Origin of the sequence: Microbacterium schleiferi, from assembly GCF_020781975.1 — a bacterium.
GTDB lineage: Bacteria > Actinomycetota > Actinomycetes > Actinomycetales > Microbacteriaceae > Microbacterium.
The window spans coordinates 141,704-155,659 of record NZ_JAJGNI010000003.1; the positions used below are offsets into that span (position 1 = coordinate 141,704).

Annotated in this window: 12 protein-coding genes and 1 tRNA gene; 11 read left to right on the plus strand and 2 right to left on the minus strand. The window is 68.1% G+C overall.

Annotated features, from left to right (window positions below; genetic code table 11):
- Window positions 1–86: 86 nt before the first annotated feature.
- Complete coding sequence (trmB, locus tag LL236_RS04665; RefSeq protein WP_228177635.1) at window positions 87–746, plus strand: tRNA (guanosine(46)-N7)-methyltransferase TrmB; 660 nt, start codon at window positions 87–89, stop codon at window positions 744–746.
- Window positions 743–1,657 carry a CPBP family intramembrane glutamic endopeptidase gene (locus LL236_RS04670; protein WP_374198005.1) on the plus strand — a complete coding sequence of 305 codons (915 nt, stop codon included), beginning with the start codon at window positions 743–745 and terminating at the stop codon, window positions 1,655–1,657. The genes trmB and LL236_RS04670 overlap by 4 nt, the downstream gene beginning before the upstream one ends.
- 101 nt (window positions 1,658–1,758) lie before the next feature.
- Here the strand turns inward: LL236_RS04670 and LL236_RS04675 are convergent, their stop codons facing one another.
- Both LL236_RS04675 and LL236_RS04680 read right to left on the minus strand, forming a co-directional pair.
- On the minus strand, window positions 1,759–2,991 hold the full coding sequence (locus LL236_RS04675; RefSeq protein ID WP_228177636.1) for an alpha/beta hydrolase family protein: 1,233 nt from the start codon (window positions 2,989–2,991) through the stop codon (window positions 1,759–1,761).
- 302 nt (window positions 2,992–3,293) lie between these two features.
- Window positions 3,294–3,366: transfer RNA gene (locus LL236_RS04680), tRNA-Arg, on the minus strand.
- Between the two features lie 107 nt (window positions 3,367–3,473).
- Here LL236_RS04680 and LL236_RS04685 point away from each other — a divergent pair.
- The 9 genes from LL236_RS04685 to LL236_RS04725 all read left to right on the plus strand — a co-directional run bounded on the left by LL236_RS04685 (window position 3,474) and on the right by LL236_RS04725 (window position 13,955).
- Window positions 3,474–4,310 carry a transglutaminase-like domain-containing protein gene (locus LL236_RS04685; protein ID WP_228177637.1) on the plus strand — a complete coding sequence of 279 codons (837 nt, stop codon included), beginning with the start codon at window positions 3,474–3,476 and terminating at the stop codon, window positions 4,308–4,310.
- Between the two features lie 194 nt (window positions 4,311–4,504).
- Window positions 4,505–6,169, plus strand: a complete 1,665-nt coding sequence (argS, locus tag LL236_RS04690; RefSeq protein ID WP_228177638.1) for an arginine--tRNA ligase — start codon at window positions 4,505–4,507, stop codon at window positions 6,167–6,169.
- Window positions 6,170–6,172: 3 nt separating this feature from the next.
- A complete protein-coding gene (locus LL236_RS04695; RefSeq protein ID WP_228177639.1) occupies window positions 6,173–7,003 on the plus strand; it encodes an LmeA family phospholipid-binding protein in 831 nt (276 codons plus the stop codon).
- Between the two features lie 162 nt (window positions 7,004–7,165).
- Window positions 7,166–8,236 (plus strand): ABC transporter substrate-binding protein, encoded by a 1,071-nt coding sequence (locus LL236_RS04700; protein ID WP_228177640.1) that lies wholly within the window; start codon window positions 7,166–7,168, stop codon window positions 8,234–8,236.
- A gap of 66 nt (window positions 8,237–8,302) precedes the next feature.
- A complete protein-coding gene (locus tag LL236_RS04705) occupies window positions 8,303–9,238 on the plus strand; it encodes a nucleoside hydrolase (RefSeq protein WP_228177641.1) in 936 nt (311 codons plus the stop codon).
- 64 nt (window positions 9,239–9,302) lie between these two features.
- Window positions 9,303–10,046: a GntR family transcriptional regulator gene (locus tag LL236_RS04710; RefSeq protein WP_228177642.1), complete on the plus strand. Its 744-nt coding sequence runs from the start codon at window positions 9,303–9,305 to the stop codon at window positions 10,044–10,046.
- Window positions 10,046–11,056 (plus strand): adenosine deaminase, encoded by a 1,011-nt coding sequence (add, locus tag LL236_RS04715; protein ID WP_228177643.1) that lies wholly within the window; start codon window positions 10,046–10,048, stop codon window positions 11,054–11,056. The genes LL236_RS04710 and add overlap by 1 nt, the downstream gene beginning before the upstream one ends.
- A 137-nt stretch (window positions 11,057–11,193) precedes the next feature.
- Window positions 11,194–12,621 carry a diaminopimelate decarboxylase gene (gene lysA, locus LL236_RS04720; protein ID WP_292727697.1) on the plus strand — a complete coding sequence of 476 codons (1,428 nt, stop codon included), beginning with the start codon at window positions 11,194–11,196 and terminating at the stop codon, window positions 12,619–12,621.
- Window positions 12,618–13,955 (plus strand): homoserine dehydrogenase, encoded by a 1,338-nt coding sequence (locus tag LL236_RS04725; protein ID WP_228177645.1) that lies wholly within the window; start codon window positions 12,618–12,620, stop codon window positions 13,953–13,955. Before lysA ends, LL236_RS04725 begins: the two co-directional genes overlap by 4 nt.
- The last annotated feature ends 1 nt before the right edge of the window (window position 13,956 follow it).

Below are 13,956 nucleotides of genomic sequence, written 5' to 3' on the forward strand. Positions count from 1 at the left end.
GTCGGGCGCCTGCTGTGACATCTCCCCATGAGGCCCCGACGGGATTTCGTCTGAAACCGGTCTCGTTCGTCCGCCGAAGCGGCCGGATGTCGGAGGCGCAACAGCGGGCCTGGAACGAGGTCAGTCCGCGCATGCTCATCCCCGTCGAACGGGATGCTGCCTCAACGAGCATCCGGGCCGAATCGACAATCGACCCGGCGACGGTGTGGGGACGGACGGCGCCACTGATCGTCGAGATCGGGTCGGGCCAGGGGCACGCGATCGTACACGCGGCAACGGCCCGGCCGGAAGCGAACTTCCTTGCTGTTGAGGTCTTCCGCGCCGGCCTCGCGCGCACCATGCTCGATGCCGACCGGGCGAACCTCGAGAACCTCCGACTCGTGGAGGGCAACGCTCCCGAGGTTCTCGAGCATCTGTTGCCTTCAGCATCCGTCGACGAACTGTGGATCTTCTTCCCTGACCCCTGGCACAAGAAGAAGCACGTCAAGAGGCGGCTGGTGACCGCCGAGTTCGCGGCGCTCGCGGCGTCCGTTCTGCGTGCGGATGGCGTTCTTCGACTCGCCACGGACTGGCAGGACTACGCCGACCAGATGGTTACGGTGCTGGACGCTGCGCCGGGCTTCACTCGCGCCTTCGACGGCGAGTGGGCGCCCCGCTTCGACGGGCGCGTGCTCACGGCTTTCGAGCGCAAGGGCACTCGTGCCGGGCGCGAGATCCGTGACCTCACCTACCGGCGGTCTGCGTGAGCAGCCACGCGGATGCCGCGCACAGTGCCCCGCATAGGCTTCCTGCGCTCTCGTGGCGCGTCCTTCCGGCCTCGCTGGTCGTACTGGCAGCTCCAGCGTTCTTCGTCGCGCTGATCCCGTGGCTCGGGTGGACGCTCCTGGCTGCGGGCCTGATCGCGGCGGTCCTGGTGGAGCGGTTCGCGCCCGCTACGGTCCGCCTGACCACACGGGCGGGGGAGCGGTCGGATACGGCCCGGGCCGTGTCTCGCGAGCCCTCGATCGTTCGGGATCTCTCGCTCATTGCGATGGGGATGCTGATCGTCAGTGCCATCCCGCTCAAGGCCGAGCTCGACAACCTCGCCATCGTGCGTTTCGCGGTGGCACTCGGGGGAGCGGTGGCAGTTCCGTATCTCGTCTCACGGTTCGTCTACCGAGATCGGGCGATCGGATTCCCGTGGCGAGGTGGCGGGCGCTGGACGTGGTTTCAGTGGGCGTGGCTTGTGGGCGTGCTCGTGCTCGGGTGGCTCATCCTGCCGTTTTACTTCATCACCTCGGGTGTGTACCTGAACTGGCCGGTGGTTGACACTCCCGACCTCATCGCCCGGCTGTTCGTCGGCGTGGGTGCCGTGGGCATCTGGGATGAGCTCTTCTTCATCTGCACGGTCTTTGTCCTGCTGCTCCGGCACATGCATCCGATCACCGCGAACCTGCTTCAGGCAATCGTGTTCGTCTCGTTCCTGTGGGAGCTCGGCTACCAGGCGTGGGGCCCGCTCCTGACGATCCCGTTCGCCCTCCTCCAGGGCTACATCTTCCTCGTCACCCGCTCACTCGCGTACGTCGTCACCGTGCATCTGCTCTTCGACGCGGTGGTCTTCGCCGTCCTCGTCCACGCCCACAATCCGGGCCTGTTCGACGGGTTCTTTCTCGTCTGATCGTTCACGCGAGTTGGTGTTCGTTCACGCGAGTTGGTGTTCGTTCAGGCGAGTTGGTGTTCGCTGGCGCGAGTTCGGCCAGGACGCGGCCGCGCGGGGCTTCAGCGCCCGAGCCGGGTGTCGAGCCAGTCGAACATCCGCTCGTCGGTGAGGAGGCGCGCCAGCGGCTGACAGTGGTAGTCGGCGCCTTCGTCTGCCGTGAAGGGCTGAAGCGTGGCATCCGGCACCATCGCAGCGAGTTGCTCGGACTGGCCCGGCCAGAACTGTTCCTTCTCGGGAGAGGTGATCAGGAGCGGCGTCGTGATCTTCGCGGCATCGTCTGGCTCGAGCCGGTAGCGCAGCATCTCGACCATCGTGTCGTACGGACTGTCCTTCCGGAACGGCTTCGCGCGGAAGTTCCACAGGCGCGAGACCGACTTCGAGTAGCGCAACGCCATCTCCATCCCGCGATCGAACTTCTCCTTCTCGCCCTTCTCGACGAGCTCCATCTCGGACTTCGGGATGCCGGCGCGCCACGACTGAGACACGTCGACGACTCCGGGGTCAGCCACCGCTGCCGCGATCCGGTGTTCGAACGCCAGGGCGCGGGGGAGCCAGTACCCGGCCTGGCTGATGCCGTAGGCCACGATACGGTCGGCATCCACGTCATCCCGAGCAACGAGCACGTCGACGACCGGTGTGATGACAGCCTCCCAGTCGTAGCGGAACGGGATGTCCTTGTCGAACAGCATCGACTGCTGACCGGGGCCGTCGAACATGAGCACGTTGTAGCCGCGCTGGAGGCCGCCGAGACCTCCGGTTGCCCACATGCTGCTGATCGATCCGTCGCTGCCGTTGACGAGGATGAGGGTCGGTGCCTTTTCGCCGTCCGTGCTCGCCGTGAACAAGTAGCCCGGCATCGTCGTGTCTTCGTACGGGATCGCGATGCGTTCGGCGCGGTATGGCGCGCGGTCGACAAACGCGTCCCATGCGGCCCGGTGGGCGCGGAAGGTGTGCTGCAGCTTGTCGGTGTCGCCCAGGGACGCCGCCGCGTTCACGGCGGGGGCGTAGGCGTTTGCTGCGCGAAGGTAAGCCGCCGCGGCGCTGGTGCGATGCCCGGCATCCGCTGAGGCCGCGGCCTGACCGGCGAGGCGTTCGCCGAGTGCGCTCCAGGCTTGGTGCCAGCCCTCGTGGTCACCATCCTTCACGTCGGCGATGGTCCGCAGCACCTCGCCGACATCCGCGCCGCCGTAGGGAGCCTGTCCGAGCTGGATTCGCACCTCGAAGTCGAAGTCTTCGCTGTAGAACCCCGTCTCGAAGACGTCGTGCGCGTGCCTGCTGAATAGATTCGCCACCATCTCTCCCCGAGTGCAGTTGGGGGCAGGCTATCGGGGCGAGCGCCGCAGCGGAAGTGGTGTGTGCGGACGCGGCCGGCGGAGCCTCCGGCGGCAGGGGCCCGCCTGAGGGGTGGTGTAGATACGGCGAGAGGACCGCCCCTTCGGGACGATCCTCTCGCCGTAACGTGCCCCCGCGCCCTACCGCCACTCCACGCGCCGCTGCGCGGCCCGCGGAGCCTCCGGCGGCAGGGGCCCGCCTGAGGGGTGGTGTAGATACGGCAAGAGGACCGCCCCTTCGGGACGATCCTCTCGCCGTAACGTGCCCCCGACAGGAATCGAACCTGCGACCTTTGGTACCGGAAACCAACGCTCTATCCCCTGAGCTACGGAGGCGTACCGATCGAGATTACCATCGCGCGCCGGGCCCGCCCTGATCACCCCGAACACGGGGCATCAGGACGCGTCATCCGCAGGTCCTCGCGGCGTGCGAGGATACTCCGGTGCATCGCATCGTGACCGCCGAACTGGACCTGGAACTCCGGGCATCCATCGACCTCATTTTCCAGATCGCCGTCGCCCAGCATGCACCTGTCCTGAGCGAAAACCTCACGTTCTCGCAGGGGGATCGGGTCTACACACCGATCGAGATCATCGACCAGACCGGAAGCCGCCTGCACCGCTTCTGCGGCGAGCCGGGAGTGCTCGAGGTTCGCTACGACGCCGTCGTCGACGAGCAGGTGACATCTCGTCCCACGAGCGATCTCGAGGCGATCACCTACCTGCGGCCGAGCCGGTACGCGCAGTCAGACGAGGTGTTCTCGCAGGCCCGGCGTCAGTTCCGCGGTATCAACGGCGAAGACCTCTTGCTCGCGGTGTCGGAGTTCGTGTCCGAAACCGTGACCTACACGCCGGGACTGAGCCTTGGCACCGACTCCGCAGTCACGACCCTGATGACGGGTCAAGGCGTGTGCCGTGACTACGCTCACCTGGTCATCGCCCTGCTGCGCGCCATGGATGTGCCCGCCCGCTACACCGCTTGTTACGCGCCGGGGCTGGAGCCGATGGACTTCCACGCCGTGGCCGAGGCCTTCCTCGATGGCGCCTGGTACGTCATCGATGCGACCCGGCTCGCCGACCGGCGCTCCCTCGTACGCATCGCGACCGGGCGGGATGCCGCGGACTGCGCTTTCCTCAGCTACCACGGCGGAAACCTGAGCCTCGATCGGATGCGCGTGGACGCCCGAATCTCCTCGCCCGACACGGATGCAGCACCCGAGGCATCCGTCCCCGACCACGCAGCATCCGACGACTTCGCTTCGCTCGTGCAGCTGGCCTGAGCGGCGAACATCCCACCAACGCGCTGAGAATTCGATTGGGCGCCTCTGACCGCAGTTCCCGAGCGGATTCTCGGCGCCGGATCGGATTCTCGCGGCTGAGGATTGCGGAATGAGGGCGGCGGGCCGGGCCACGAGCGGGGGCGCCGGGCCGCCGCGGCAGGGGAGGGGCAGTGCGCGCCTAGACTGGATCGGCCATGAACCCCGACGCACTCTCCGCCGCACTCCTCGCCGTGATCACGCCTCTTGCCGAGGCTCGACGCGACGGCGCGGCATCCGATCTCACAGTCGCAGACCTCCCGCTCGAGCGACCCAAGAACCGCGACCACGGCGACTGGGCCTCCAACGCCGCGCTCAAGCTCGCCAAGAGCCTCGGCGTGAACCCGCGCGAGTTCGCGGCCGAGATCGCCGCGGGGCTCTCGCAGGTCGACGGCGTCGCGAGCGTCGAGGTGGCGGGCCCCGGGTTCATCAACATCCGACTGGATGCCGCGGCCGCCGGTTCCCTCGCCAAAACGATCGTCGACGCGGGCGCTGCGTTCGGTACGTCGACGGCGCTCGGTGACCAGGTCATCAACCTCGAGTTCGTCTCGGCGAACCCGACGGGTCCGATCCACATCGGCGGCACCCGATGGGCTGCCGTTGGAGACGCCCTCGCCCGCATCCTTGCCTCGCAGGGCGCGAACGTGACGCGGGAGTACTACTTCAACGACCACGGCGCCCAGATCGACCGGTTCGCGCGCAGCCTCGTCGCCGCGGCGGAGGGGCGGCCGGCTCCCGAAGACGGGTACGGCGGGGCCTATATCGCCGACATCGCGGCGCGCGTCACGGATGCCTACGACGGTGACCTCGACGCCCTGGATGCCGACGCCAAGCAAGAGGCGTTCCGCGAGCTCGGTGTCGGGTTCATGTTCGACGAGATCAAGCAGAGCCTGCACGAGTTCGGCGTCGACTTCGACGTGTACTTCCACGAGAACGACCTGCACGCATCCGGTGCGGTCACCCGGGCCGTGGCGCGGCTGCGCGAGCTCGGCCATATCTACGAGGCGGATGGCGCGACCTGGCTGCGATCGACCGACTTCGGTGACGATAAAGATCGCGTTGTCATCAAGAGCGACGGTCAGCCCGCCTACATCTCGGGTGACCTCGCCTACTACCTCGACAAGCGCGAACGCGGTTTCAACCGCTGCATCATCATGCTCGGAGCCGACCACCACGGCTACGTCAAGCGCCTCATGGCGATGTGCGCGGCGTTCGGCGACGAGCCGTATGTCAACCTGCAGATCCTCATCGGCCAGATGGTGAACCTGCTGCGCGAGGGCCAGCCCGTGCGCATGTCCAAGCGCGCCGGGACGGTTGTGACCCTCGAAGACCTCGTCGAGGCCGTCGGGGTGGATGCCGCCCGCTACGCGCTCACGCGCAGTTCCACGGATTCGAACCTCGACATCGACCTCGACATCCTGCAGAAGCGCACGAACGATAACCCGGTGTTCTACGTGCAGTACGCACACGCCCGCACGCACAACGTGGGCCGCAATGCCGCTGCAGCAGGCGTTGACCGCAGCGTGTTCGCGCCCGAGACCCTCACGCACGAGACCGAGTCGGCTCTGCTGGGCGCCCTGCAGGAGTTTCCCCGCACTGTCGCGTTCGCCGCCGAGGTGCGCGAGCCTCACCGCATCGCCCGCTATCTCGAAGAGCTCGCGGGCCTCTACCACCGGTGGTACGACAACTGCCGGGTAATCCCGCTCGGCGATGACCCGATCGAGCCGGTGCACCAGACGCGGCTGTGGCTCAATGACGCCACCGGTCAGGTGCTGCGCAACGGACTGACGCTGCTGGGCGTTGGAGCCCCGGAACGGATGTAACCGATGACGGATGCCGAACACCCGACCGACCCGCTGCCGGACCTGCGCGCGGGGTGGGTGCTCGCGGTTCCCGAGGAGCCGAAGAAGCGCCGCCGGGTGTGGCCGTGGATCGTCGGGGTCGCGGCGGCGCTCATCGTCATCGCGGTGGTGGTCGTCGTCATCGTGGAGACCGTCGTGCGATCGACCATCGAGGCGGGCATTGCGAGCCAGGTGCGGACGAGTCTGGACCTGCCCACCGACCAACCCGTCGATGTGTCGATCGCGGGGCCGCTCACCCTGCAGCTGCTCACCGGCAGTCTCGATGATCTCCGGCTCTCCTCCGATGACGTTCCGCTCGGTCCGACGACGGCCGATGTCGACGTCGCCCTGCAGGGGGTGAGCACGACGGCGCCCTATACCGTGGGTGCGGGAGTAGCCACGGTGACCCTCGACCAGGCCCAGGTCGCAGCCCTCACCGACAGCGTCGCGCAGATCGACATCGTCGAGCTCACGCTGGAAGACCCCGCGATCGTCGTCGGAACCGAGCTGTCGTTGTTCGGGTTCGGCATCCCGATTTCGCTGTCGCTGGTGCCGAGCGCCGAGGCCGGCGAACTCGTGCTTCGACCCGACAGTTTGCAGGTCAGTGGACTGGCAGTCACCGCCGACGGGGTGCGCGACCAGTTCGGGTCTCTCGCCGACCCGATTCTGCAGGACTGGCAGATCTGCGTCGCGCAGTACCTGCCGGCCGCGGCGACGCTGACAGACGCCTCAGTCACGGATGACGAACTGGTCGCGACCTTCGACATCGACGGGCTGATGCTCGACGGCGCGTCGAAGACCGGCTCTTGTTCCTGAGGGGGAGTGGCGATCTCGCGTGTCTTCCTTTAAACAGATGTCTGACAACTGATATCTGAAATCAGATGGAAACCTGGCGGATGCTGCGACGAAACGCGCGCTCCGTACCGTCGGGGGAACCGGCGCATCCGTGCCGGCACCCTCGATCCCGGAGCCCGTTCAATGACCACCGCACCAGCCTCCCGCCGCGCTCGCCGCGCCGCCGGTCCTGCAGCAGTCCTCGCCGCCGCGCTCGCCCTCGCGGCGTGCTCGTCAGCTCCCTCGGACGCGTCAGGCACCCCTGCCGCCTCCTCGGACACCGTTGCGTTGACAGCGCAACTCAGCTGGATCTTCAACGAAGAGTTCGCCGGGGAGTACTTCGCCGAAACGTACGGCTACTACGAGGAGGCGGGCCTCGGGCCCGTCCAACTGGTGCCGGGTCCTTCGGCCGGGGTTCCCGAGCTCATCAGCGGAACCGCGGATGTGGCCTTCAGCGATGCAGCGACCGTCGGAGCGGCGGTCGCCCGTGAGCAGGCGCCGCTGAAGATCCTCGGCGCGGTCTTCCAGCAGAACCCTTTCGCGGTGCTCTCCCTGGCAGATGGTGCCGACATCACCTCGCCCGAAGACATGATCGGCAAGCGGATCGGCGTGCAGGACGGCAACGCCGCGCTGTTCGCGGCGCTGCTCGCGGCGAACGGCATCGATGCGGCAGAGGTCACCGTCGTCCCCGTCCAGTTCGATCCCGCCCCCCTCGTGAACAATGAGGTCGACGGATTCATCGCCTACCTCACGAATGAGCCGCTCGTCCTGGAGGCGCAGGGGATCGCGACGACCACGCTGCCCTTCGCGACGAACGGGCTCCCGTTCGTCGCCAAGACGATCACGGCGACCGACCAGTCCGTCGCGGACAACCGCGAGACGTTGAAGTCGTTCCTTCGAGCAGAGATCCAGGGCTGGGCGGATGCTGTGGGAGACGTCGATGAGACGGTCCGGCTCGTGACCGACGTGTTCGGCACGGCCCTCGACCTCGACCCGGTCGCCGTCCGGGCCGGCGCACAGGAGCAGAACGCCCTCATCGTCTCGGCCGACACCGTCGCACATGGGCTCTTGACGATCTCCCCGGAGCTCCAGGAGCGCACGCTCGCGAGTCTGGCCGCAGCGGGAATCGATGTCTCGGCGGAGGACCTGTTCGACCTGAGCCTGCTCGACGAGGTGTACGCGGAGTTCCCCGAACTCGCCGACCTCGGTTCCTGACCACATGCGGGGTCCGCGCTCCCAGCGCGGGCCCCGTCGGCGTTGCCCCTTCTGAGGAGAGATCCCATGACCCTGCGAATGATCATCGACACCGACACCGCCCAGGACGACGCCTTCGCGCTCCTGATCGGCCTGCGCCATCCGGGTGCGAGCCTCGAGGCGGTGACGATCAACTACGGCAATGTCGCGTTCGACCAGATGGTCGAGAACGCCCTCTACACGATCGAGGTGGCAGGGCGCGCGGGGCAGGTCCCCGTGTACGAAGGAGCCCGGCTACCGCTGCTGGCGCCATTCGACGACTCGTCGTACGTCCATGGTGCCGACGGCTTCGGCGGTGCGGGTTTCCCCCGCGCCCACCAACGCCCCGAGAGCGAGAACGCCGTGGTCGCGCTCCTTCGCCTCGTCGCGGCGAACCCCGGTGAGTTCACGATCATCGCTCAGGCGCCGCTGACCAACCTCGCCCTGGCAGCCGCGGCCGATCGGTCCTTCGCGGGGAACGTGAAGGAGCTGATCATCATGGGCGGCACCAACAACGCGGCGGGGAACATCACTGCGGCCGCCGAGGCGAACTTCTTCCACGATCCCGAGGCGGCGGCGCTCGTGCTGCGAGCAGGTTTTCGCACCACGCTCGTGCCGTGGGATCTGGTGATGCGTCAGGGGGTGTTCGACCTCGGGAAGCTGTCGCAGATCGAAGCGCTCGACACGCCAGCCTCCCGGTTCTTCGTGCGCGCGAATCGTGGCACGCTCGCGTACAACAAGAAAGCGCATGGCATGGACGGAAGCACCCACCCCGACTCCATCGCCGCCGCGATCGCCGTGGAGCCCGGGATCGTCACCAAGGCGAGCGACTACTATGTGGACGTCGAGACCGCGAGCGGCGTCGCAACGGGCTACTGCCTTGTGGACTCGGTCCGCCGGTCCGGCCGCGAGCCGAACGCGCGGGTGATCGAGGAGATCGACGAGGACCTGTTCTTCCAGACGATGCTCCGCGTCCTCGCGTGAACCCGCGATCCGGGGCGGGGACACCGTGATGACCGCTACGACCCTAGCCACGAGAGAAGGCTCCATGACCCTCGAGCCCTTGACTCTGACCGTCGGGCAGCCCCTTCGGGTCGCGGTCTACAACAGCATCTCCCGGGCTATTCGCAACGGGACCTACGCTCTGGGGTCCGTGCTGCCCAGCGACGCCGAGTTCTGTGCGTCGCTCGGCGTCAGTCGGCCGGTTGTGCGAGAGGCGATGCTCCTGCTCGAGGAGGACCGCTTGATCTCGACGAGGCGCGGCGTCGGTCGGTTCGTCAGCCACGCCCTTCCGCGCGTCGGTCTGGAGCGCGTGCGCGGATTGGAGTTCCTGCTCGGCGATCCTGCCGGCCCCGTCACCGTGGATCGCCTCAGCCACGAGATGCAGCAGGCTTCCGATCTGCTCTCGTGGGCTCTCGGGCTCGACGCGTGCGCTGCCGTCTGGACATGGGAATCCGTGCTCCGGCGAGGTGGGCGGGCGATCGCGCTGGCATTCGAGGCGGTTCCCGCGTCGGTGTCGTCCGCGTTCGCAGACCCGGCGAGCGACAGCATGCCCGGGGCGTCGGCGCTGACTCGGCTCCTCTCGTCGGTGGGCCCGTCCCAGGTCTCCAGTGCCTGCGATGTCTCGGTGGGCGTCCTCGGCGATCACCGCGCCGATGCGCTCGGCGTCGATCCCGACACGAGCGCGCTGATCCTCACGCAGCGTGTCTCCTACCGCGGCGCGGTGGTGCTCTTCGCCAAGAGCGTCGTCCTGTCCGAAGCCGGCACCATCTCGCTCCAGCAGAGCGCGTGATGGTCGCCACGCCTCTTCTGATCAATCTGCATTCCCACCTGGAAGGGCGGGTGCGGCCGAGCACGGCGGCGCAGGTCGCGCGAGAACTCGGGATGCCGGATGCCGAGCGCGACTGGGTGGCGGCGCTGCAGCTGGACGGCCCCGCAGATCTCACCACCTACCTCGTGAAGGTCGTCGCGACGTTTCCGTTCTTCTCGCGCCTCGACCTGCTCGAGCGGATCACGCGGGAGGCCGTCGAGGACGCCGCGGCCGACGGTGAGGATCACCTCGAGCTGCGATTCGGCCCCGCCTCGCATGCGTCGACGCTGTCGGAGCTCGACGCCGTCATCGGGGCGATGTGCACGGGCATCGCGGCCGGCACGGCTGACACCGGGATCTCTGCCGGGGTCGTCGTCGCGGCCTTGCGCAGTGACCCGACCGAGGTGAATGAGGCGGTGGCACGCTCCGCGGCCCGCGCTGCGGGAAGCGGTGTGGTCGGGTTCGACCTTGCGGGAGACGAACTGCTCTTCCCCGACCTCGAGCGCTATCGCGATGCGTTCGCGATAGCGCGCAGCGCGGGACTGGGCATCACATGCCACGCCGCGGAGGCGGCACCCGGGCATGCAGCTCAGCAGGCGGTGGAGCTCTTGGGCGCCACGCGGATCGGCCATGGCGCGCGCATTGCGCAGGAGCCGGATCTCATCCGCTGGTTCGTCGAGCGTGACATCGCCATCGAAGTCTGTCCGACCTCCAACGTCTACACGGGTGCGGTGTCGTCGATGGCGGAGCACCCGGCGGCGCGGTTCGCCCGCGCCGGGGCGCGCGTCGTCCTCGGCGACGACAATCCTCGTCAGACCGGCTCCCTGCTCTCGGGCGAGGTCACGGTGCTGCGTGAGCACCTCGGATTCGACGAGTCCATGATCCGGGAGCTGTCGCGCCACAGCGTGGACGCGGCTTTCGTGGCCGACGGCGTGAGGCGGCAGTGGCGGAGCCGTCTCGGCCCCCCGCCGGAACACGGTGCGCAGGCCTGAGCGTGCAGCCAGCGGATTCCCGGGCGAGGATACCCGGTGCCCTAGACTGACCGGAGTGTCTCGGCGCGTGCGCTGACCGCCCGAGACCTGCTCGCGCCGCTCGTTCGGCGCCGAAGACTTCACTGATTGGCTTCTGCGTGTCCGCCCACCCGACTTCCGCCCCGCCCGTGCCGGCGTGGCTGGACGTGCCGTCGGACCCCAACGACCTGGTCGATGGCGTGTGGCCGACGGATGCCGCGCGCGATGCCAGCGGCGAACTGGTCGTCGGGGGAGTGAGGGCGTCAGCGCTTGCCCGGGACTACGGCACGCCGCTCTATGTACTGGACGAGAGCGAGGTGCGCGCTCATGCATTGCGTGCTCGTGAGGCGTTCTCGTCCGCTGCGGCGCGTCACGGGGTAGCGGCGCGGGTCTATTACGCCGGGAAGGCGTTCTTGAGCACAGAGGTGGTGCGCTGGGTCACCGATGCCGGCCTCGCTGTCGACGTCGCCAGCGGTGGTGAACTCGCCGTCGCCGTGGCAGCAGGTGCCGACCCGGCCCGGATCGGGGTGCACGGCAACAACAAGAGTGTCGCCGAGCTCGAGCAGGCGGTCGCTGTCCGTGTCGGCTCGATCGTCGTCGACAGCTTCCAGGAGATCGAGCGTCTCGCTGCCGTCGCGGAAGCTGCCGGCGTCGTGCAACCCGTGCTCATTCGTGTCAATAGCGGTGTCCACGCCGAAACCCACGACTTCCTTGCCACAGCGCACGAGGACCAGAAGTTCGGGTTCACTCTCGCCGACGCAGCTCTGGCGGCGGCGCGGGTGCGTGAGATCGCCGGGCTGCGGCTGATCGGTCTGCACTGCCACATCGGTTCACAGATCTTCGGTACCGCCGGTTTCGCCGAGTCGGCAGCCCGCATCGTGGGGCTTTACGCAGATCTGCAGGGTGGTACGGATGCAGCCGAAGACCTCCGGGTCCTGAACCTCGGCGGCGGCTTTGGCATCGCCTACACCCGTGCCGATGCCCCCACGACGATCGAGGTTCTCGCCGACGGGATCGCCGACGCCGTGGCCGCCGAGTGCGCCGCGCGCGGCATCCGGATGCCGAATCTCGCCTTCGAACCGGGCCGCGCGATCGTCGGGCAGGCGGGGGTCACCCTCTACACCGTCGGGACGACCAAGGCAGTCGCTCTCGAGGACGGGCTCGAGCGTCTGTACGTGAGCGTGGACGGCGGAATGAGCGACAACGCGAGGCCGGCGCTCTACGGCGCTCAGTACAGCGCGCGCCTGGCGTCCCGGGTCAGCGACGCGGCGCCCCAGCTGGTCCGCGTCGTCGGCAAACACTGCGAGTCCGGTGACATCGTCGTGGATGCCGAATACCTCCCCGCCGATGTGGCGCCCGGGGACCTCCTGGCCGTCCCCGCCACCGGCGCGTATTGCTTTTCGCTGGCCAGCAACTACAACTACCTCCCGCGTCCAGCCGTCGTGGCGGTTTGTGCCGGACGCTCCCGCGTGATCGTGCGCGGTGAGACCATCGATGACCTGCTGGCGCGTGACGCCGGCATCCTCCCGACCGAAAGGACGGCATGACCGACTATCGCCGCCTCCGCGTCGCGCTGCTGGGCGCCGGGGCCGTCGGCTCCCAGGTCGCCGCGCTGCTGCGTCAGCACGCCGACGAACTGGCAGACCGCGCCGGAGCCCGCCTCGAACTCGTGGGCATCGCCGTGCGCAATCCTGATGCGCCGCGCGACGCCGACCTGCCGCGCGAGTTGTTCACGACGGATGCCGAGACCCTCATCCTCGGTGCCGACATCGTCATCGAACTGATGGGCGGGATCGAGCCTGCCCGCACGAACCTGCTGCAGGCAATCGGTTCGGGCGCAGATGTCGTGACCGCCAACAAGGCGCTGCTTGCCACGCACGGCCCGGAGATCTTCGAGGCCGCCGACCAGGTCGGCGCGCAGGTCTACTACGAGGCTGCAGCGGCGGGCGCGATTCCCATCATCCGGCCCCTGCGCGATTCGCTCGCCGGCGACCGGGTGCAGCGCATCATGGGCATCGTCAACGGCACGACCAACTACATCCTCGACCGGATGGACACCGAGGGCGCCGATTTCGGTGAGGTCCTCGCGCAGGCGCAGGCGCTCGGGTACGCCGAGGCTGATCCGACGGCGGATGTCGAGGGTTACGACGCCGCGCAGAAGGCCGCGATCCTCGCGAGCCTCGCCTTCCACACGTCGGTGCCGCTGGAGGCGGTTCACCGCGAGGGCATCACCGCGATCGACAAGCCGATGATGGATGCCGCGCGCAAGGCGGGGTACGTCATCAAGCTCCTCGCCGTCTGTGAGCGGGTCGCGAACGGCTCCGGGGACGCCATCTCGGTGCGCGTCTACCCGGCCCTCGTGCCTCGCGAGCACCCGCTCGCGAGCGTCCACGGTGCGAACAACGCGGTCTTCGTGCAGGCCGAGGCCGCCGGGAACCTGATGTTCTACGGTGCCGGAGCGGGCGGCGTGCAGACGGCATCCGCGGTGCTCGGCGACGTTGTCTCGGCAGCGCGCCGCCACATTGCCGGCGGCGTGGGTGTCGGCGAGTCGACCCGCGCGAACCTGCCGATCCTGCCGATTGGGCACGTGACTACCCAGTATCAGATCACCCTCGAGGTCACCGACGAGCCCGGTGTTCTGGCGACAGTGGCCGGCATCCTCAGCGAGGGCCGCGTCTCGATCGCGACTGTCGAGCAGTCGGTGGCTGACGCGTCAGCCGACCCGCTCGCGCGCGTCGCCGCCGACCCGACGGGCGTTGCCCGCCTCGTGATCGGTACCCACAAGGCATTGGAACAGGATCTCAGCGAGACGGTCGAGCGCCTTGCTGACAGTGACGTCGTGGACCGGGTCGTTTCGGTCCTGCGAGTAGAAGGAGATTGAC